The organism is Streptomyces sp. NPDC059142 (assembly GCF_042755665.1).
Taxonomy (GTDB): domain Bacteria; phylum Actinomycetota; class Actinomycetes; order Streptomycetales; family Streptomycetaceae; genus Streptomyces.
Map to the genome: position 1 here is coordinate 198,144 of NZ_JBHZDA010000002.1, position 20,653 is coordinate 218,796.

Below are 20,653 nucleotides of genomic sequence, written 5' to 3' on the forward strand. Positions count from 1 at the left end.
GCTCCGGCTCCCCCGCGCCCCCCTCCCCGCGGGGGGCGGCGGCGGGCGCGGCGGTCTGCGTGTGCTGTTCTGCGGCATCAACCCGGGCCTGCTGTCGGCGGCGACCGGCCATCACTTCGCCCGCCCCGGCAACCGCTTCTGGCCGGTGCTGCTTCTCTGCACTTCACCCGTTCGAGTGAAGGCACGTATGTCCGTGAGGCATTGCGAGAGACGCTCCTGACCACTTTCGGCTACCGAGTGGTGGGCGGCGTGGGTAGGTGAAAGGGGAGGAAAGCGAGCTTGATCTCCCTGTCAGGGTCGCTGGTAGCGGAGAATACGAAGTCGTGCCGTTCCTCGGTCGCGTGTTGGCCCTACCGCTTGTAGTTCGGGTGCTCGCGGAACTTGACGAGAGCCTTGGCGAGGACGTCTGTGGGGCTTCCGGAACGGATGAACAGCAGCAGCGCCGCCTTGGTGTCGCGCCAGGTCAGGTAGCCAAGGAGCTGATCAAGCGTATCGGCGATGGTCTTGGGGCCGCGCCAAATCTTGCACTCACCGATGAAGATGTGTTTGTCCTCGACACGGATGAGGATGTCGGTCTTGCCGTTGTTGTTGAAGACTTCACCGGCAGCTTCGCCTCTGAAGTGGCCGTTCAACTGCAGCAGGAGTAGATCGCGAATCTGCTCCTCACCCATCTTGGCGCTGGTGCTCGGGGACCTTTCGAGCTGGTTCCTCTGGTGCAGCAGCACTTCGAGCGCGGCCTCGTATTGCCCCTCGGCGAGCGCCGGTTCGGGTCGGAACGGCTGAGAAGCGGGGGCAAGCCGTCGCGGGACGATCGTCTTGCGGGTAATCGGGGCTGCGTAGGTGTTGGCGTCGGGCCGCTTGCGCATGGGAAAGCCCAGGGATGCTTGCAGGTTACGGTTGGCAAGCAGTCGGTCTTTGCGGGCTTGGACTTCTGCGACGATGCGCTGGGAGGCCGCCGCGTTGAAGGCGTTGACCTGGTGGGTGCTCCAGTCCAACCACTGCTGGATGTCGTTGATCTGTTTGTCGATGTTCTGCTGGATCACGCTGGGGGCGGGATTCATCGATCCGATCCAGAAAAGGTGCAGCTCGCTGTCCCTGACACTGGCAGTCGGGGGGTTAAGGGAGAAGTGGTCGGGGCGAAGTGTGAGGAGGGTTCGTTCTCCGGTGCAGGGGACGACCAGGGTCACAGTCGTCGCCCTAATGTTGACAGTCTCGCCGAACTGCTGGGTGGGCATGAAGCCGTCCTCGATGGGTTCTGCGGTGACACCTTCCCGATCGAGGACGACCGGTTCAACGAGGAACTTTCCCTTGATCGCTTCAACGACATCGCCCAGGGGGCGAGTCAGAAGGGCATCTTCGTTCCATCCGGCGACCGCGTTCGCGAGCCGGTCGAGCTGGTGGTTCAGGGTCTCGGCGAGATCACCGTTGCTGAAGAGCATGCTGCCCGGGTTCATTGCCCCAGTGTGCAAGGTGCCTCTGACAACGGACCTGGACCGGTGACTCGCGGACACAACTCCCGCAGTCACCCACCGAAGGTAGCCGTGGCGTAGGCCTCTTCGAGCACTCGCCGCCAGCCGCAGTGGACAGCTACCCACCTCCGACAGCGATCTAGGTAGAAAACGCACTGTCGCGACCAAGAGGTTCCAGCTCCATGGGTAACCCTCAACCCTCTTGCGGTGTGCGGAGCAGACTCGTCAACATGTTGCTCGTGACGAACCAGACACTGATCGGGCTGCTCGCGGTGGCCGTCCTTGCATACTTGGGCTATCGGTTGGGCGAAGCCAGTGCAATCCGGCGGCGCGATCGCGACCTGGATGTAATGCATCATCAAGTTAAAGCCAATATGCAGTTTGCCGAACAACAGCTGCACGTACAGCAAGAAGCCGAACGTGAGCGCTATATCCAAGAGCGCGTGGAACGATCATACGAAGAGCTCGGGCGCTGGCTGTACGCTCTAGATCGGACCATCGACGAAGTATGGGCGGGGGTCCATGCGACTGACGTAGAAATCCAAATCAAGGCTTCGCTGATCGTACGAAAATGGCCCTGGGAAACCCTACGCGTTCCTGAACACGCCAGCGGCGCACAACTCTATTGGAGCAGCGAAGTGCGGGCATTGAATCGAAAGTTTGCTGGCGCATCAGCAGGATTCGTCAACCACGCAAGCATTGCCCTCAAGCAAAACAGCGAAGAAGACAAGCCTCAGGATACCCTTGGTACACTTTGGGAGTCGTTCAATGAAATGCATGATGTTCTAAGCGAAATTCGCGACCAGGCACGTTATGACCTCGGCGTCCGCTAAATCACTCAGGTCAAACGTGTCCGACGTCGACTGGCTCGTCTGCGCCACAAACCCTGCCGGGCAGGGCGCTGAGGCGAGTTCTCAACGAACAACGGGGTGGCTACCACCAGCCGCTGAATGAAGTGTGGGGGGCCTACGTCCATGAGGATCTTTGCGTAGCCACGCATCGGGCTCCGACGATTCGGTGGGTGCTCTGCACTCATCCACGAATGCACCCCGTAAGCGGCATCCTCGATCTTGCCGACTGGCCTCCGGTGGGGTGTCATCTCGGTCAGAAACTCAGGAATCACACCAATCCCTTGCGCGTCACGTCGCGCGATCTCACGAATGATGCCGTGCAACCAAGATGTGCCCGAACCCATTCGTCCTGCGGACTCGACCTGGACACGTAGGTGCTGAATTGAGCCACATAACAGCAGGGCGCTTTCGACGACTGCAGGACCTTCCGATTTAAAGGAGCCAGCAAGCAGCACCACATCGTCCGGGATAGCCCCGCTGTCTTCGTGTGCCGTTTTGAGTGCCAGGTCCAGATCGAAATGGACCCACTGGTTTGGCCGGAGGTTTTCTGAGCCCAGACCGCGTGGGGCGTGATGCTTGACGAGGCGCTTAATCGCGCGCTCCAGGCCTGCCTCGGTTATTTGCGCACCGGTCGCTCGACCTCCGAGGCCGACTTGGGCTGTCACCGGCCCTAGCGGAACCTCAAGCGATCCGTTGAGGGACGGGAAGCGGGGATCAGTAGCTCCCAGCAAGCAGGCGTTGAGCTTCTGCTCTGACAGGTAAACCAGATCACGCACCATTTCCCCCACTGAATCCTAGTCGCTGCCAGCGTCTCGGCCGAGTCAGTATCCGTCAACCCTGTCTCCTCCAGGGACTGAGCGTAGTTCGGGCTGAGAGGCGCAGAAGAGGCTGATCCGCCACGTCCCAGGCCCAATCAGGCAACCGAATAGCACTTTACGAAAGGATGCCCGCCGGACCCTCCCAGGGCCAGCCAGACTGTCTCCCAGTAACTCCGCCCTGGCTCAAGGTCGGTGACCCTGGACGGCACGGACAGCTGGAGTGGAGATAGCCAGCTCACCAACCCAATGCCAGGTGAGGGGTTCTCGCCGATGCTCCCGGGCGCCCCGCCTGCCTGGTCAAAGCCCTCGATACTCTACTCGCCCTGTGGCCTCTCAGGGAGCCTCGGGGGTTGAACGGGTGATGCGGGGTTTCGGGATGCCGAGGTCGACTTCTGGACGCCGGACTCGTCGTTGAGATTCTTCGCGCTTGGCTCGGAGAAAGGTGAGCGTGAGGTTGATGCCTTCGACCTCGCCTAGCCAGTTCTCGGCTTCGGCCCGCTGAAGACGAGCAACGAGATCGGCTTCGAGCTCTTCGAGGCGGGCGAGCATCTTCGGGTTGATGTGGAGCATCGGGCAGCGGATGCATGCGTGTTCATGCTGGCAGGGGGTGCCGTAGGGGCGTGCGCAGGAACCGAGCTCGACCTTGCGGCGGTCGAAGTGTTCCTCGAACTCTGTCCATTCCTGGTCGGTCGTGTCGCGGTACTCGCCATCGGGTCGGACCTGGCGCCGGTGGTGGAGATGTTCCTGGTAGTGACGGACGACGTCCTCGTCGAAGACAGCGACGTAACCGCGGGTGGTCTGGACATCGAGGTGGCCGAGGAGGGCGGCACCAATGTGGATGGGCAGTCCGCTGTTGACCAGCTCGGTGGCGAAGATCCTTCGGAAGTCGTGCGGCGTGAACTTCAGGCCGCGGAACTCCTTGTGGGTCTCGGCGAGTTCGTCGCAGATCCTGCCGAGCATGACTTGGACGGTCGCGGTGCTGAACACCATCGGTGTAGTGCCGTTCTGCCTCTGGAAGAGGAACGGCATCGGGGCGCTCCACACCTTGTCGTGGGCGTCGTACCGGCTGACGAGCGGGATCGGGCGGCCGGCGCGCGCGTGGCGGCGGATGACCGAGGCGATGACGTGGAAGAGCTCGGCGGACATGGGGATGACACGCTCGCGATCCGTCTTGGAGGGCGCGATCACCAGAAGCGCGATGACCTCTCCGTTTGCCCGTTGATACTGGCGGATGCTCAGTTGGGTCAGTTCGCAGAGCTCCTCGATGCGCACGCCGGAGTGACGCAGTGCCTCAACGGCTGCCCACTCCCAGAAGGCGCCCTCCTCCTCGGTCCCGATGTGGACGATCCGCCCGCTGTCCACCTCCTCGACCCGGGTGGGGACGTCGTCGCCGTGGCGGAGCATTTTGCGGTCCGCCTCGGTGCGAATGCGCCGATACTCGGTGCCCTCGTGAGTGAACACCTCACTTTCGGCGGCTCTGTCGGCACGCTCCAGGAGCAGGCGGGCACGGTCGTAGCGGGTCTCGACATGGTTGACCAGCAGCGGAAGAAGTGGCTGGCGCTGGCGGGTGCGGTCGGCAGAGCGTTCGTTGATGCGCCTTCTGCGGACGCCGAGGCCGCGTAGTTCGCTCGGCGGGACGGGGCAGGGAGCGACCCATGCAGCCCATCGTTCGGGCTCGTCGGCGGCCCAGGTATGCAGGTCGTAGTAGAAGGAGCGCAACGCGATGACGATGCTGTCCTGGCCGACACGGGGCTTGCCATCGTCTTTGACTGTGATCAGCTGTCGCCAGGCCGCGTAGTCCTCAGGCGAGATGCGTAGGTCCTTCTGGTCCGGGTTGATCTTCTCGATGTTCTTCCAGAAGTGGCGGGTGAGTTTGCAGGTGAGGTCCTTCAGGGTCGAGTAGTCGGTGTCGGCCTTGCGGCGGGTGAGGTAGTCGATGAGCAGGCCACGGATAGCCTGGTTGGAGATCTCGTACTGGTCGACAAGGTCCTCGATGGTCCGCTGGCCACGCAGCATGGCGGCACGCATGGACTCCGGTGTCGAGGGCGGGAAGTGCCCCATGGCGTGCAGGACGTTCCAAACTCCGCGGCCGGCGATGCGGTTGGACGCCTGACTCCCGGGCCGCAGGGTGCACCGTGCCTGTCGGTTCTCGTGGGCGAAGTGCAGTAGTGCGGCCGGAGTGACGTCGCTCAGGGCGACGCCCTGGACGGCCAGCAGCATGCACAGCTCGATGATCGCGTCGCGGCGGTGGACGTGACGGAGCTGATGAGTGCGTACCTGCTCAGCGAACTTTTCCAGGAGTGCATCCTCCTGGGCGGCGATGAACATCGGCCCGAAGCTAGGCAGCGGAGTCTGGCGGAAGGCGAGCAGGGTCGGCTGAATGGCGCGCAGGCAGTACAGAGCTCGGATTCCGGGAACGATGCTGGTCCCCGTGGTGTGACGCGATCCCACCGCGTCGGCGGTGACCTGCCCTTGGCCTAGCGGGCTGGCCTCCCACCGCTCCTGCCAGGTCTCGCCTGGGAATGTGAGGAGGTATTCCAGCAGCGCACGGGTGGAACGGACCCAGCCCTGCCGGGTCGCCCGATGCACGTCCGGCCAGATCGACGCGGTGCCGGCCATGCTCGACAGGTGGGAGATCGAAGCGGTGGCGAACTCGCCGTGCGGCCTGGGAAGGCTGGCGGCGACGGCAGGCTCTGGTTTGATCGGACCGCCGACGAAGCGGCTGGCGAACTGAAGTCCCTCGGCGACGGGACCGTGGCGGCGGCTGAGGCCGGTGGTGCGAAGCTGCGTGTCAGGCACCGAACACCGCCGCAACGTCGTCGGCGCTGTAGCCGGTGGGGTAACTCCGCTCTACACGCGGCGCGTTGTAGTGCTCCGTGAGCTTGTCGAAGATCTCCTCGATGCGGGCCGTCAGGTAGCGGTTGGTGGTCTGGATGTTGGCGTGACGCAAGACGGCCTGTACTTCCGGCAGAGTGAGCTTGCCGCCGTTGGCCATCCGGCTCGCGGCTGTGTGGCGTAGGTCGTGAAGCGTCCAGTTCGTGCCCAGTGCCCCGTTGGCGCGCTGGATGACGCGGCGCATAGCCCAGTAGGACATGGGCCGGTCCGCGCCGTGACGCGTCCGCCACATCGGCTCGTCCGCCGGAAGAGTGCCGATCTCGTCGAGGTAACGGGCCAGGCGCACGAATGCCTGAGGCGAGGCCGGGACCGCTTCGCGTTGCCTCGTGCCCTTCGAGATCACGTAGACCTTCTGGCCCGCCCAATCGACATCACCGATACCGACGCCGAGAAGTTCCTCAGCGCGGGCGCCGCTGGAGACGTAGAACTCCAGCAGAGCGCGATCACGCTCGCAGCCCATCCGCTCGAAGAGTTCGTCCCACAGGTGATCAGGGATCGACCGCGGTGGCCGATCGGCAACCTTCTGCCGCAGCCGGGCCCGTCCGAGCATGGGCTTCGGCTCCAACGGGCTCCGGTGAGCGAGCGCCCGACGACGCTGCGGTGACACCGGAACGGGGTTGGCGACCGGGCCGTTCCCCTGGTGGGCATGGAACTCGTAGAAGCCGCTCACCACCGACAGCGCGTGATTGATCGTCCGGGGTTGCATACCCAGCCCGCAGCACCGGCTTCCCGGTGCGCAGATTCACCGAGCCGGGCGCAGGACTGGCGGCAGACTGCCGATGACGCTGTGGATTCGACGCTGTACGTAGCCATCCCGTCAGCACCGCGGTCTCGGCCTCAGTCGCCTTCTCCCACGCGACGTCGAGCAACCACAGCAGCCGGAACCAGCGCAGCAACCCGTACCCGTAGCTGCGGATCGTCAGCGGGCTACTGTCGTTCAGCGCCAGGTCACGCAGATACGCCGTGGCAGATTCGATCTCGTCGTCGTATCCGTTGACAACGACGTACGGAGGATGGACTCCCCTTGCCGGAAGCACAGCTCCGACGCGGGGAAGATCCGCCCGCCCCTCCATCAGTTCACTTCGCAGGTCCACTTCGTTCTCCTCGTTGATCTCGGGGACCATCACCGGGATCAACGAGAGAAGCGGGTGCAGATAACTGTGCACCTCTCCGGCTTCACCCCGCGCCGGCTGTCGCCCGCCGAGCAGGACACGTTGCCTGCGTACGGACTCGGCATCACCAATGTCGTGGCGCGGGCGACGGCGCGGGCCGACGAGCTGAGCGCCGAGGAGTTCCGCGCGGGCGGGCGGATCCTGACGGCGAAGGTGGAGCGGCTGCGGCCCGCGTGGCTGGCGGTGGTCGGGATCACGGCGTACCGGACGGCCTTCGACGAGAAGCGGGCCCGGATCGGACCGCAGGAGCGGACGATCGGCGGGACGCGGATCTGGGCGCTGCCCAATCCGAGCGGGCTGAACGCGCACTGGACGGCGGCGACGATGGCCGAGGAGTTCGGCCGGCTGCGGGAGGCGGCGGACACGCCCGAGGGGTGAGCGCCCGGGGACCGGGCCGGGTGGGGACGCCGGGCGGGGACCTCGGGTGGAGCACCGAGCCGGGCGTGCTCCAGGCAGAGACGCCGGGCGGGCCTCAGGCAGGGACGCTGGGCGGAGGCCCCGGGCCGGGACGTCGGGCGGGCCCCGGGCCGGGACGCCGGGCGGGCCGGTGAGGGCCCGGCGCCGGGGTGGGTCGGCAATACCGCGCACCGCCCTTGCCAATTTCGTGGCAAGCGTTGACAACATTGCGCAACGGTGACGAACATGCAGCATGTCGTTCACCCACCCTTCTCCGTCGAACCGATAAACGGAGCTCCCATGGCCCCCACCCTCACCGACGTCGCCAAACGCGCCAACGTCGCCCTCTCCACCGCGTCCCGCGCGTTCAGCGACCCGGACCGGCTCGGACCACAGACCTTGCGCAAGGTTCTCTCCGTTGCGCAAGAACTGGGATACGAACCGAACGTGTCACGCGTCGCCGAGCCCGCCGCCGACGGGGAGAGCGCCACGGTGGCCGTGGTCGTCCCGGACATCGCCAACCCTGTGTTCGGCGCCTTCGTGAAGGCCGCCCAGGGTGAGGGATGGCACCGCAGACAGACCGTCGTCCTCGCCGACACCGATCTCAACCCGGACCGCGAACGCGAGGTCATCACCCATCTGCGGGACCAGGCCGACGGGCTCGTCGTGGTGTCGTCACGGCTGGACGCCGACGAGATCCTCGGCCTCTGCGGCCGTACACCGGCCGTCCTGGTCAACCGGGAGACGACCGGCGCGGACTGTGTGCTCACCGACGCGGCGCACGGGCTGCGCCAGGCCGTCGACTACCTGGCCGCGCTCGGCCACCGCAGGATCGCCTACGTCCAGGGCATGCAACGCTCCTGGTCGAACGGACAGCGTGTCGAGCTGATCCGCGCCGAGACCGAACGGGCCGGTCTCGAACTGGAGTTGCTGGGGTGGCAGTCCGAGACGGTGGCGGGCGGAACCGCCGCCGCCGCCAGTGTGATGGCCTCCGGCGCCTCGGCGGTGATCACCCACAACGACCTGGTCGCGCTCGGTGTGATCGCGGGCGCCCGGGCGCTGGGGATCGGTGTGCCGGACGACCTCAGTGTGATCGGGGTCGACGACATCCCGTTCGCCGAGGTGTCCCAGCCCTCGCTGACCAGCATCGCCGTCCCCATGGCGAAGGCGGGCTCCCTCGCCGTGGACCTGCTCGGACAGGTCCTCGCCGGGGACCGCCACACACCACGCACCCTCCGGCTGCCGACCCAGCTCATCGTCCGCGGGTCGAGCGGCCCGGCCCTCACCCACGAGCCCCCGCCCCGCGCCGCCGCGGGACGGGCCGCGAAGGACGCCTCATGACACTCATCGTGGTCGTCGCCGACTCCAACCTCCTTCCGCTGCGCGCCGAGTTCGAGGCGGCGCTCCCGGCGGGTACGGCCGTGCGCTGGCCCGACGCGCGGGACACCGCGGCCGTCGAAGCCGCCCTCGCCGACGCCGACGTCCTCGTCTCCGGCCAGTGCACCGCCGCCATGGCCGCCGCGGCCCCCGGGCTGCGCCTGGTGCACGCGGCGGGCGCCGGTACGGAGAAGATCGAGACCGGCGCGCTGGCGGCGGGCACCCTGGTCGCCCACACCTTCCACCACGAGAACTCGATGGCGGAGTACGCCGTCTCGGCCGCCGTCCTGCTGCGCCGGGGCTTCCTGCGCCAGCACGAGGCACTGCGCCGCGGGGAGTGGGACTCCCCCGTGTACGACGCCGGCGCGCCCTGGGTGGACAGCCTGGGCTCCGCGACGGTCGGGTTCGTGGGCTTCGGTCATATCGGCGCCCGGAGCTGGGAGTTGTTCCGGGCGTTCGGCGCGCGGGGCGTCGCGGTGACCCGGCGCGGCGATGTCGACGCGGCGGCGCACCGGCTGGAGTGGTCGGGGACGGTGGACGATCTCGGCACCCTGCTGGAGGCGTCGGACGTCGTGGTGGTCTCCGTGCCGCTGAGCGCGGCGACGACGGGGCTGATCGACGCGGCGGCGTTCGCCCGTATGCGCTCCTCGGCCGTCCTGGTCAATGTGGGGCGCGGCCCCGTGGTGGACGAGGACGCGCTCTTCCGCGCGCTCAGCGCGCGGACGATCGGCGGCGCCGCGCTCGACGTCTGGTACCGCTACCCGTCCGAGGGGCACCGCGGCGCGCCCGGGAACCACCCCTTCGAGAAGCTGGACAACGTACTGATGACCCCCCACTCCTCGGGCCTCACCCGCGAGACCTTCGCGCGCAGGGCCGCCGACATCGCCGCCAACATCGGCCGGCTCGCCGCGGGCGAAGAGCCGCACCACGTCGTGGCGGTGGCCCGATGACCGGGACCGACACCATCGCCGCGGTGGACGTGCTCGTCACCAGCCCCGGCCGTAACTTCGTCACCCTCAAGATCACCACCGCGCAGGGGCTCGTGGGTTGGGGCGACGCCACCCTCAACGGCCGTGAGCTGGCCGTCGCCTCGTATCTGCGCGACCATGTCGCCCCGCTCCTCGTCGGCCGCGATCCGGCGCGGATCGAGGACACCTGGCAGTACCTGTACCGGGGCGTCTACTGGCGGCGCGGCCCGGTGACGATGACCTCCATCGGCGCGGTGGACATCGCGCTGTGGGACATCAAGGGCAAGACCACCGGGCAGCCGGTCTACCAGCTTCTCGGCGGCGCGGTCCGCGACCGGGTCCTCACCTACACGCACGCCTCCGGCTGGGACGTGCCGGAGCTGCTGGACGCGATCGACGCGCAGCGCGAGCGCGGCTTCCTCGCCGTGCGGGCGCAGAGCGGTGTGCCCGGCCACGACATGGTGTACGGGGCGACCCGCGACGGCGCCGGATACGAGCCGGCCGGCCGGGGCGCGGCCCCGGCAGAGGAGGTCTGGGACACCGAGTCCTATCTGCGCCACGCGCCCGGCGTCCTCGCGGCGGCCCGCGCCCATGTGGGCCCGGAGCTGAAGCTGCTGCACGACGTGCACCACCGGCTGACGCCCGGTCAGGCGGCGCGGCTGGGGCGGTCGTTGGAGGATGTGGACCTGTTCTGGCTGGAGGACGTCACCCCGGCGGAGAACCAGGAGGTGCTGCGGCACGTCCGGCACCACACCACCGTGCCGCTCGCCCTCGGCGAGGTGTTCAACACCGTCTGGGAGTGCCAGTCGCTGATCACCGAGCAGCTCATCGACTACGTACGGACGTGTGTGACACACGCCGGCGGTGTCAGCCATCTCCGGCGGATCGCCGCGCTCGCCGAGATCTGGCAGGTCCGGCTGGGGCCGCACGGTCCCTCCGACGTGTCACCGGTGGCGCTCGGCGCCTCGCTCCATGTCGGGCTCTCCACACCGAACTTCGCCATCCAGGAGTACATGGGGTACGAACCGCTCGTCCACGAGGTGTTCCGGCACGCGTGGAGCTACGAGGACGGGCATCTGCACCCCGGGGAGCAACCCGGCATCGGGATCGAGGTCGACGAGGAGCTGGCCGCCCGATTCCCCTACGAGCCCGCCTACTTGCCGGTGGCGCGCCGCCGCGACGGCTCGATGACGGACTGGTGACCGTGATGACGAGCGCTCTTCCCCGGCTCGGCGCCGGGACCGTCGCGGCGCGGCCGCCGGCCGAGACCGGCCTCGTCCATCTCGGTCTCGGCAACTTCCACCGCGCCCACCAGGCCGTGCACACGGCCGCCGCGCTGGCGCACACCGACGGGCCGTGGGGCATCCTCGGGGTGGCGAGCCGGTCGGCCGGGGTGGCCAGGGCCCTGCGGGAGCAGGACATGCGGTACGCGGTCGTGGAGATCTCCCCGGAACACACCGAGGTGACCGTCCCCTCGGTGCACACCGGGGCGCTGGTGGCCGCCGCGCAGCCGGAGGAGGTGCTCGACGCGCTGGCCGCGCCCGGCACCGCCGTCATCACGATGACGGTCACGGAACACGGCTACACGTTCTCGCCCCGTACGCACGGACTCGACGTCGACGACCCGGCCGTACGGGCGGATCTGCGCGGCGACGCTCCGCCGCGCACCACCATCGGACAGATCGTCCGCGGGCTCCAGCGCAGGCAGCGGACGCACGCCGCGCCGGTGACGGTGCTGAGCTGCGACAACCTGGTGGCCAACGGCGCGCAGACCGAGCGCCTGGTGCACGAGTTCGCCCAGGCGCTGCCGGCCGCCGAGCGGGACGCGCTGACCCCGTGGCTGGAGAGCGCGGTGACGTTCCCCGGCTCCATGGTCGACCGGATCGTGCCCGCGACGACCGATGTCTACCGGGAGGCGGTCGCCGCCAGGATCGGGGTGCGCGACGCGGTGCCGGTCCCGGCGGAACCGTTCTCGATGTGGGTGATGGAGGACCGGTTCGCCGCCGGGCGGCCCCGCTGGGAGCACGGCGGGGCGCTGTTCACGGCGGACGTGGAACCGTACGAACTGCTCAAGCTCCGGCTGCTCAACGGCACCCACTCGCTCATCGCCTATCTGGGCGCGCTGGACGGGCGGGCGACCATCCCGGAGTCGATCGCGCGGCCGTTCGTCGCGCGCGCGGCGCACGGTGTGCTGCGTGGCGAGTACCTGCCGAGCCTCACCGTGCCCGACGACATCGACCTGGACGCGTACGTGGGGCAGCTCTTCGAGCGCTGGGCCAATACGGCGCTGGGCCACCGCACGCGGCAGGTCGGGTCCGACGGCTCGGTGAAGCTGCGCCAGCGGGTGCCGGAACCGGCGCTGCTCCATCTTCGGGCCGGGCGCATGCCGCACCGGCTGGCGCTGACGGTGGCCGCGTATCTGTGCTGCGTGGCCCCGCCCGCGGGGTTCTCGCCCGGTCCGCACGCCGCCGCGATGGCGGATCCGGCGCGTGGTGCGCTGGCCGCGATCGCGGAGCGCGCGGCCACGGCGCCCGCCGGTTCCGGGGCGTCGCGCGCCGCCTTCGTCGAAGCCGTCCTGGACAGCGGGCTGCTCGGCGACGGGCTGACGGAGTACCCGGCCTTCGGCGGGCGGGTCGCCGAACTCATCGATGTGATCGTCCGGTTCGGGCCGGGCGCGGCGGCGGCCGAGGCCGCGCGCGCCGCGGAGTGCGAGCCGCGGCCCACGGGGTGAGCGCCACGGGCCGGCCCGTCGCCCGCCGCCGGCCCCGTCCTCTCCCCTCTCTCCCCGTCGGCGGACCACCGCTCCCTTCCCCCCCCCTCCCCCTCTCCTCCTCCCTTCCCCGGTTCCCGCTCACAAGGACGTGAGAGAAGTGTTCGCTCCTGATTCGACCCGTGCCGCCGTCCTGTACGGCCCGGGTGACCTGCGTGTCGAGGACCGCCCGCTGCGGGCGCTCGGCCCCGGCGACGTCCTCGTCACGGTCGACGCCGTCGGTGTCTGCGGCTCGGACATGCACTACTTCGCCCAGGGCCGCAACGGCCGGAACGAGCTGCGGCAGCCGACCGTGCTCGGCCACGAGGCGTCGGGCGTCATCAGCGCCAAGGGCTCCGCCGTCGCCCTCGACGTGGGCACCCGCGTGGCGGTGGAGCCGGCCGTGGGGTGCGGGTCGTGCGCGACCTGTCGCTCCGGGCGGTACAACCTCTGCCCCGTGGGCACCTGTCTCGGCTCGCCGCCCACCGACGGCACCTTCGCCGAGTACGTCGTCGCCACCGCGCGCGCCGTCCATCCGCTGCCCGACGTCGTCCCGCTGGAGGCCGGCTCGCTGATCGAGCCGCTGGCCGTCGCGGTGTGGGCGGTACGGCGCGCCGAGGTCGCCTTCGGCGACCGGGTCCTGGTCACCGGCGCGGGGCCGATCGGCATCCTCGTCGCCCAGGTGGCGCGCGCCGCCGGGGCGAGCGAGGTGGTCGTCACCGATGTGAACGACGCGCGGCTCGCGCGCGCCCTCGACCTGGGCGCCACCTCCGTCGTCAACACGGCACGACAGGAACTGGAACTGACCGGTGCCGACCGGCTGCTGGAGTGCTCGGCCCATCCGGCCGCGCTCCGGCAGGGGCTCGCGGCGCTGCGCCCGGCGGGCCGGGCGATCGTCGTCGGGCAGGCCCCGCCCAGCATGGACGGGCTGCCGCTGGCGCATCTCCAGCGCTGGGAGATCGAACTGTCCACCGCGTTCCGTTACGCCCACGCCTTCCCCACCGCGATCGACCTGGTGGCCGGCGGGCGGGTCGACCTCGCGGGCGTCCTGACCGGACGGTTCCCGCTCGACCGAGTGGCCGACGCCCTGCGGGCCCCGGGCGAGGACCCGTCCCATCTCAAGGTCGTCGTACGCCCCGGCACCACCACCCCCTGACGGACGATCCCGACGGCGCCCCGCGGGGCGCACGCGTCACCCCGTAGGCCCGGACATCCCACAAACCCCACACGCACGACCCGCCACACCCCATCACACCCCTTTTGACCAGCTTTGCTCCGCCGGTCCGCTGCACCGCGGAGTTCGATCCGTTCAAGGAGGCATGGATCATGGACAACCCGACACCCGCCGCCGCGCCACCGCCCCCGTCCCCGTCCCCGGAAGCCGCCACCCCGTCCGGGGAGCCGGCGCCGGACCCCGCCGCGATACGCCGCGCGGCCTGGGCCGGACTGATCGGCACCGCGCTCGAACAGTACGACTTCGTCATCTACGGGACCGCCTCGGCGCTGATCTTCAGCGAACTGTTCTTCCCCAACGTCTCGGCGTCCGTGGGCATTCTCGCCAGCTTCAGCACGTACGCGGTCGGCTTCGCCGCCCGGCCGCTCGGCGGACTCTTCTTCTCCCGCTACGGGGACCGGCTCGGCCGCAAGTGGGTCCTGGTCGCGACGCTCCTGCTGATGGGCGGCTCCACCCTCGCCATCGGTCTGCTGCCGACGTACGGACAGGTCGGTCTGCTCGCCCCGGTCCTGCTGCTGATCTGCCGCATGGGCCAGGGGTTCGGCGCCGGCGCCGAGCAGTCGGGAGCCGCCGCTCTGCTCACCGAGACAGCCGCCAAGGGGCGCAGGGGCAGGCTCTCCTCACTGGTCATGACGGGCGCCGCACTGGGCACGGCGCTCGGCGCCGTGGCCTGGATCCTCGCCCAGCGCCTCTCGGACGAGGCGCTGATGTCCTGGGGCTGGCGGCTGGTCTTCGGCTCCAGCCTCGTGGTGACCGTGGCCGCCATGGTCATCCGGCGGAAACTCAACGAGAGCCCCGTCTTCAAGGACCTCAAGGAACAGCGGGCGCAGAGCGAGGCGTCGCGGGAGAAGCCCGCCTCTCCGGTGCGGGAGGTCCTCACGCGGGGCCGCAGGCCGATGCTCCTGGTGCTCTTCATGAACTTCGGGATCAGCACGCAGTCCTACACGTACCAGGTCTTCATGGCCTCGTACCTGGTGACGACGGTCGGCGTCGACAAGGACTTCGTCCCCGAGGTGCTGCTGGTGGGCGCCGTCTGCGGCGGTATCGCGGCGATCTGTTTCGGCACCCTCTCGGACCGCTTCGGGCGCAGGCCGGTGTACACGCTGATCCTGAGCGCCCTCGTCCTGCTCCCCGCGCCCACGTTCGTCGCGCTGAACTCGGGGTCCAAGGTCGCGATCACCGTGGCGATCGTCGTCGGCTTCATCCTGGCCTGCCAGGGCGCGGTCGGGGTCCAGATGAGCTTCTTCCCCGAGCTGTTCGGCAACCGCTACCGGTACGCGGGGGTCACCCTGGGCCGGGAGTTCTCCTCGGTGATCGGCGGCGGGGTCGCCCCGTTGATCTGCACCGCGCTGGTCACCGCCTTCTCGGGCTCGTGGATCCCCGTCGCCGTCTACATGACGCTCGTCACGACCGTCAGCCTCATCGCCACCCGGATGGCACCGGAAACCCGTGACCGTGATCTGACGCTCCCGTACGACAGCACGGACCCGGTCGCGCTTCGGGCCCGGCGGGACGGGTCGCCGGCCCGGCCCGCCGACCGGCTGGAGAAGGTCGGCGACTGACCCCCGGGGCCCGGACGGCCGGGATCCGTCCGGGCCGGGGCCGGGATCCGTCCGGGCCCGGAGCCGGGGCGGGCCCCTCGCCGCGCCGTCGGGCACCGAGTACGATCCGCCTCACACGCGCACGATCGGGAGGACTACCGTGGGGCGGCTGACCGGCGGGGACCCGTCCCTGCTGCGGAGGATCAACTCCGCGGTGGTACTGCACACCCTGCGCGACGCGGGTTCGCTCACCCTCACCGACATCACCCGGATCACCAGCCTCTCCCGGCCCACGGTCGAGGGCGTGGTGGAGGGGCTGATCGAGACCGGCCTGGTCGCCGGGTCCGCCCCGGAGGAGACCCGTAAACAGGGCCGCCCGGCACGGAGGTTCCGGTTCCGGGCCGAGGCGGGGCATCTGCTGGGCATCGAGATCGGGCCGCACCGGGTGGCGGCGATGATCGCCGGGCTGGACGGCGCGATCATCGGCGCCGGGTCCCGGGAGGTGGCGCAGGAGGCGGACGCCGACGAACGCCTCGCACACGTCCGGGCCGTCGCCGACGAGGTGCTGGGGCGGGCCGGGGTGGCGCACAGCTCCCTGCGGGCGGTCGGCGTGGGCAGTCCGGGCATCGTGGAGGCCGACGGGACCGTACGGCTCGGTACGGCGCTGCCGCAGTGGACCGGGCTGGCGCTCGGCGAGCGGCTGCGGTGCTCCTTCAGCTGCCCGGTCCTGGTGGAGAACGACGCCAACGCGGCGGCGGTGGCCGAGCAGTGGAAGGGCGCGGCCACCGACTCCGACGACATCGTCTTCGTCCTGGCCGGGCTCAGCCCGGGGGCGGGGGCGCTGATCGGGGGGCGGCTGCACCGCGGCTTCGGCGGGGCGGCGGGCGAGATCGGCGCGCTGCATCTGCTGGGCCGCGGGGTCCCCCCGGAGCGGCTGCTGTCCACCACGGACGAACCGCTCCACCCGCTGGACGAACAGGCGGTGGCCCGGGTCTTCGCCGAGGCCAGGCGTGGTGACGTCCGGGCGCAGGAGGCCGTCGAGCGGTTCATCCTGCGGCTGGTGCACGATGTCGCCGCGCTGGTGCTCGCGCTCGACCCGGAGCTGGTGGTGGTCGGCGGATGGGCGGCGGGGCTCGACGGTGTGCTGGACCCGCTCCGCGACGAGCTGGCGCGCTACTGTCTGCGCCCGCCGCGGGTGGCGCTCTCGCTGCTGGGCGATGCGGCGGTGGCGACGGGCGCGCTGCGGCTGGCCATCGACCATGTCGAGGAACAGCTCTTCGCGGTGGAGGGCTCGGTGACGGCCCGCCGCTGAGCGAGGGACCGTCGGGGCAGGCGGGCCGTCCGGCCGGGGCCGACCGGGCCAGGGCAGGGCAGGCTCTCCGGCAGGGCGGGCCGGGGGCCGGCCGGGGTCAGGATGCCCTGCGCTCCTGGCGTTCCTGTGTCTCGTCGCTGATCTCCAGATCGCCGGAGGCCCCGAAGGTGAGGCGGCAGGTGTCCGCGCGGTACGTGGCCACGGAGACGGCGGCGACCCGGCCGGCCACCACGTAGCGCGTGGTGACCACGAGGACCGGAGCGCCGGGGAGCCGGTCCAGCTCCTTGGCGTCGTCGGCGCGCGCCGAGCCCAGCTCCACCGCGCGTTCCTGGGTGTCGAGTCCGAGGCGCTGGAGCTCCCGCAGGACGGCGCGGGCGCGCGCGGGACCCGAGGGCGCCTCGATGGCCGACAGGTCGGGCACCGACGACGCCGGTACGTGGATCAGCTCGGCGGCGACGGACTGGCCGTGCGTGACCCGGATCCTGCGGACGGTGTGGATCTGTTCGCCCTCGGCGGTCTCCAGGAGCCGGGCCACCGAGGCGGGCGCCGTGGCCGTGGCGCAGTCGAGCGGCTGCCAGGCGTCCTCGTCGGCGCCCGGCCAGGTGTGCGGGGGTGTGGAGACGTCCACGCCGACGCGGGGCGGGGCGACGGTCGTACCGACGCCGCGGCGACGCTGGAGGCGGCCCTCCAGCTCCAGTTGTTCGAGCGCCTGCCGGAGGGTGGCGCGGGCGACGCCGAAACGGGCGGCGAGTTCACGCTCGTTGGGCAGCACCTCACCGACCGCGAAATCGGAGTCGAGCGCTTCGCCGAGCACCGTCCTGAGGTGCCAGTACTTGGGCTCCGGCACCGTTTCGAGCTGCGTGGTCCCCACCCTGATCCTCCGCAATCGCCGGCTGGCCGACGGGTTTCCGTGCCCTTGTTTATTAAAGGTTCCTCACTAAAAAGCGACGATAGGACGACCCCACCCCTTGGTCAAGACCAATCAGGCCGCCGGTCACGGAAAGAGACGGATCTTTTACCCGAGGTGGACGGACGGTGACGTGGCGACATGGTGACGGGGGCCGGTTGGCCGGGTACCGGGGTACGGGACACCACGCCCTACAGGGTGGGCTCCCCCGTGGTGACGCCGCCGAGCTTGTCGGGGTTGCGGATGATGTGGACGCTCTGCACCCGGCCGCCCCTGAACTCCAACTGCATGACGATGTCGGGCTTTCCGCCCGTCCGGAACAGGAGCGCGGGAGCGCCGTTGACCTCGACGAGGCTGACGTCGTAATGCCCGCCGCCGGCCGCGGTCGCGAGCAGGAAGCGGCCGACCTTGTCGGCGCCCTCGATGACGCGCCGGGGCGCCTTGGCCTTGCCCCCGCTGTCGCCCACCAGCCGGACGTCGGGGGCGAGCAGGGCGAGCAGTCCGTCCAGGTCGCCGCCGCCGGCCGCCGCGAGGAACCGCTCGGTGAGATCGCGCCGTTCGGCCGGGTCGACGTCGTAACGGGGTCTGCGCTCCTCGACATGGCGCCGGGCCCGCCCCGCGAGCTGGCGTACGGCGGACTCGCTGCGCTCCAGCGCGGTGGCGATCTCGGCGAACGGGAAGCCGAACGCCTCCCGCAGGACGAACACCGCGCGCTCCAGCGGCGAGAGCGATTCGAGGACGACCAGCACCGCGAGGGAGACGGAGTCGGCGAGCACGGCGCGCTCGGCCGTGTCGGGCACGGTGGGGCCGAAGTCGGTGACGACGGGTTCGGGCAGCCAGGGGCCCACGTACGCCTCGCGCCGTGTCCGGGTCTGGCGCAGCCGGTCGATGGCGAGGCGGGTGGTGATCCGTACGAGGTAGGCGCGCGGCTCGACGACGTCCGCGCGGTCGGCGGCGCTCCAGCGCAGCCACGCCTCCTGGACGACGTCCTCGGCGTCGGCGTACCGGCCGAGCATGCGGTACGCGACCCCCGTCAGTACCGGCCGGTGTGTCTCGAACGCCTCGGTGCTCACGGTGTCGGCTGCCACGCTCCCATCCCATCGGACATGACGCCCCGTTGTCCAGGCGGCCCGCGCACGGCAGGGTGCCGGGGTGACCTCGCGAGGGTGCGGGGTGACGCGGCGGTTGTTCACCCGGGGTTCGCGCGGTGGCCGTCGCCGGACGCTAGGCATGGCAGGACACTCCGGTCACCACTCGACCAGGGTCACCTCTCGCCGCAGGAGACGCATCGATGCCGTACGGCCAGCAGAACGCCCCCGCCTCCCCCTCCGACTCCGCCCCCGCGCGCCACCCCGGCCGGCGCGGTGTGCTGCGCGGTTCGCTCGCCGCCTCGGCCGCGCTGGCGCTGCCCGGCGCCGCCGTGCTGGGCGGCGCGGCGCCCGCGCAGGCCCTGTCGGGCCGGCCGCGCGCCGGCTGGGGCGTGCAGGCGGGCGACATCACGACCTCCTCGGGGCTGGTGTGGGTACGGTCGGACCGGCCGGCCCGGATGATCGTGGAGACCTCCGCCACCGAGTCGTTCCGCCGCGCGCACCTGGTCCGCGGCCCGCTGCTGGGCGCCGGCACGGACTTCACCGGTACGGTCCCGCTGCGCGGGCTCCCCTCGGGCGAGCGGGTCCACTACCGGGTGACGCTCGCGGACCCGGAGGACCCGCGCCGTACCGGCGAGCCGGTGTACGGCACGTTCCGTACGGCGCCCGCGAAACGCCGCCAGGACGTGCGCTTCGTCTGGTCGGGCGACATCGCGGGGCAGGGCTGGGGCATCAACCCGGACCTCGGCGGTTTCACCGTCTACGAGGAGATGCGCCGGCTCGCCCCGGACTTCTTCCTGTGCAGCGGTGACAACATCTACGCGGACGGGGTGATCGAGCCGAGCGTGACGCTGCCCGACGGCCGGATCTGGCGCAACGTCACCACCGAGGAGAAGGCGAAGGTCGCGGAGACCCTGGCCGAGTACCGGGGCAACTTCCGCTACAACCTGCTGGACCGCAATGTCCGGCGCTTCAACGCCGAGGTGCCCTCCATCACCCAGTGGGACGACCACGAGGTGCGCAACAACTGGTACCCGGGCCAGATCCTGGACGACGACCGCTACACCGAGAAGAACGTGGACGTGCTGGCCGCCCGCGCGTCCCAGGCGTTCCGCGAGTACTTCCCCATCTCGACGCTGCACGCGCGCGGCACGGACCGCCGGGTGCACCGGGTGGTGAACCACGGTCCGCTGCTCGACGTGTTCGTCCTCGACATGCGGACGTTCCGCAACGCCAACTCGCCCGGCCGCCAGTCGGACGACACCACCGGGATCCTCGGCGCGGAACAGCTCCAGTGGCTGAAGCGGGAGCTGTCGCGCTCGCGCGCGGTGTGGAAGGTCATCGCCGCGGACATGCCGCTCGGTCTGGTCGTGCCGGACGGCGCGGCGGACATCGAGGCGATCGCGCAGGGCGACCCGGGCGCGCCGCTCGGCCGTGAGCTTCAGATCGCCGAACTGCTGCGGTACATCAAGCACCGGCGGATCACGGGCACGCTGTGGCTGACGGCGGACGTGCACCACACCTCGGCGCAGCACTACCTGCCGGAGCGCGCCGCCTTCAAGGACTTCGAGCCGTTCTGGGAGTTCGTCACGGGCCCCATCGCGGCAGGGCAGTTCCCGGCGAGCAAGCTGGACGCGACGTTCGGTCCCGACCGGGTCTTCGTCAAGGCACCGACGGGCTCGAACCTGTCGCCGATGGAGACGCCGCCGCTCTTCGGCGAGGTGGACATCGACGGCGCGAGCGGGGAGTTGACGGTCCGGCTGCGGGAGCAGGGCGGCACGGTGCTGTTCACGAAGGTGCTCCAGCCGGGCAAGGTCGGCCAGTGAACCGGCCGGTGAGCGGGCGTACGGCCGGCCGGTGAGCGGGGGTACGGCCG

General features: G+C 70.0%; 16 protein-coding genes and 1 pseudogene. 11 read left to right on the forward strand and 6 right to left on the reverse strand.

Going from position 1 to position 20,653, the window contains the following annotated elements:
• Nucleotides 1-55 precede the first annotated feature (55 nt).
• A pseudogene (locus ACFXPK_RS02055) lies at nt 56-157 on the forward strand (uracil-DNA glycosylase family protein); the annotation flags it as partial.
• A 193-nt stretch (nt 158-350) separates the two neighbouring features.
• Here the strand turns inward: ACFXPK_RS02055 and ACFXPK_RS02060 are convergent.
• Entirely contained in the window at nt 351-1,454 is a 1,104-nt protein-coding gene (locus ACFXPK_RS02060) for a hypothetical protein (RefSeq protein ID WP_385070577.1), read from the reverse strand.
• A gap of 245 nt (nt 1,455-1,699) precedes the next feature.
• Here ACFXPK_RS02060 and ACFXPK_RS02065 point away from each other — a divergent pair, with 245 nt between their 5' ends.
• Entirely contained in the window at nt 1,700-2,302 is a 603-nt protein-coding gene (locus tag ACFXPK_RS02065) for a hypothetical protein (protein ID WP_385070579.1), read from the forward strand.
• 5 nt (nt 2,303-2,307) lie between these two features.
• Here the strand turns inward: ACFXPK_RS02065 and ACFXPK_RS02070 are convergent, their stop codons facing one another.
• The 3 genes from ACFXPK_RS02070 to ACFXPK_RS02080 form a co-directional block, all read right to left on the reverse strand.
• Nucleotides 2,308-3,099, reverse strand: coding sequence for an SAVMC3_10250 family protein (locus ACFXPK_RS02070; protein ID WP_385070582.1), 792 nt, complete (start codon nt 3,097-3,099; stop codon nt 2,308-2,310).
• A 372-nt stretch (nt 3,100-3,471) separates the two neighbouring features.
• Nucleotides 3,472-5,937: a tyrosine-type recombinase/integrase gene (locus ACFXPK_RS02075; protein WP_385070584.1), complete on the reverse strand. Its 2,466-nt coding sequence runs from the start codon at nt 5,935-5,937 to the stop codon at nt 3,472-3,474.
• A complete protein-coding gene (locus ACFXPK_RS02080; protein ID WP_385070587.1) occupies nt 5,930-6,703 on the reverse strand; it encodes a tyrosine-type recombinase/integrase in 774 nt (257 codons plus the stop codon). Before ACFXPK_RS02080 ends, ACFXPK_RS02075 begins: the two co-directional genes overlap by 8 nt.
• 478 nt (nt 6,704-7,181) lie before the next feature.
• Between ACFXPK_RS02080 and ACFXPK_RS02085 the strand changes: the two genes are divergently transcribed.
• The 8 genes from ACFXPK_RS02085 to ACFXPK_RS02120 all read left to right on the forward strand — a co-directional run bounded on the left by ACFXPK_RS02085 (nt 7,182) and on the right by ACFXPK_RS02120 (nt 16,782).
• Nucleotides 7,182-7,583, forward strand: coding sequence for a mismatch-specific DNA-glycosylase (locus ACFXPK_RS02085; RefSeq protein ID WP_385070590.1), 402 nt, complete (start codon nt 7,182-7,184; stop codon nt 7,581-7,583).
• 318 nt (nt 7,584-7,901) lie between these two features.
• Nucleotides 7,902-8,942 (forward strand): LacI family DNA-binding transcriptional regulator, encoded by a 1,041-nt coding sequence (locus tag ACFXPK_RS02090; RefSeq protein ID WP_384999971.1) that lies wholly within the window; start codon nt 7,902-7,904, stop codon nt 8,940-8,942.
• Nucleotides 8,939-9,928 carry a 2-hydroxyacid dehydrogenase gene (locus ACFXPK_RS02095; RefSeq protein WP_385070594.1) on the forward strand — a complete coding sequence of 330 codons (990 nt, stop codon included), beginning with the start codon at nt 8,939-8,941 and terminating at the stop codon, nt 9,926-9,928. The genes ACFXPK_RS02090 and ACFXPK_RS02095 overlap by 4 nt, the downstream gene beginning before the upstream one ends.
• Complete coding sequence (manD, locus tag ACFXPK_RS02100) at nt 9,925-11,148, forward strand: D-mannonate dehydratase ManD (RefSeq protein WP_385070597.1); 1,224 nt, start codon at nt 9,925-9,927, stop codon at nt 11,146-11,148. Before ACFXPK_RS02095 ends, manD begins: the two co-directional genes overlap by 4 nt.
• 5 nt (nt 11,149-11,153) lie before the next feature.
• Nucleotides 11,154-12,677 (forward strand): mannitol dehydrogenase family protein, encoded by a 1,524-nt coding sequence (locus ACFXPK_RS02105; protein WP_385070600.1) that lies wholly within the window; start codon nt 11,154-11,156, stop codon nt 12,675-12,677.
• Nucleotides 12,678-12,816: 139 nt separating this feature from the next.
• Nucleotides 12,817-13,851, forward strand: coding sequence for an NAD(P)-dependent alcohol dehydrogenase (locus tag ACFXPK_RS02110; RefSeq protein WP_385070602.1), 1,035 nt, complete (start codon nt 12,817-12,819; stop codon nt 13,849-13,851).
• A gap of 170 nt (nt 13,852-14,021) precedes the next feature.
• On the forward strand, nt 14,022-15,491 hold the full coding sequence (locus ACFXPK_RS02115; RefSeq protein WP_385070605.1) for an MFS transporter: 1,470 nt from the start codon (nt 14,022-14,024) through the stop codon (nt 15,489-15,491).
• Between the two features lie 139 nt (nt 15,492-15,630).
• The gene (locus tag ACFXPK_RS02120) at nt 15,631-16,782 is read left to right on the forward strand and encodes an ROK family protein (protein ID WP_384999989.1); all 1,152 of its coding nucleotides are present in this window, start codon (nt 15,631-15,633) and stop codon (nt 16,780-16,782) included.
• A gap of 97 nt (nt 16,783-16,879) precedes the next feature.
• Here the strand turns inward: ACFXPK_RS02120 and ACFXPK_RS02125 are convergent, their stop codons facing one another.
• Both ACFXPK_RS02125 and ACFXPK_RS02130 read right to left on the reverse strand, forming a co-directional pair.
• On the reverse strand, nt 16,880-17,653 hold the full coding sequence (locus ACFXPK_RS02125; RefSeq protein ID WP_385070607.1) for a GntR family transcriptional regulator: 774 nt from the start codon (nt 17,651-17,653) through the stop codon (nt 16,880-16,882).
• A gap of 227 nt (nt 17,654-17,880) precedes the next feature.
• Nucleotides 17,881-18,777, reverse strand: a complete 897-nt coding sequence (locus ACFXPK_RS02130; RefSeq protein WP_385000001.1) for an RNA polymerase sigma-70 factor — start codon at nt 18,775-18,777, stop codon at nt 17,881-17,883.
• 203 nt (nt 18,778-18,980) lie between these two features.
• Between ACFXPK_RS02130 and ACFXPK_RS02135 the strand changes: the two genes are divergently transcribed.
• The gene (locus tag ACFXPK_RS02135; RefSeq protein ID WP_385070610.1) at nt 18,981-20,603 is read left to right on the forward strand and encodes an alkaline phosphatase D family protein; all 1,623 of its coding nucleotides are present in this window, start codon (nt 18,981-18,983) and stop codon (nt 20,601-20,603) included.
• Nucleotides 20,604-20,653 lie beyond the last annotated feature (50 nt).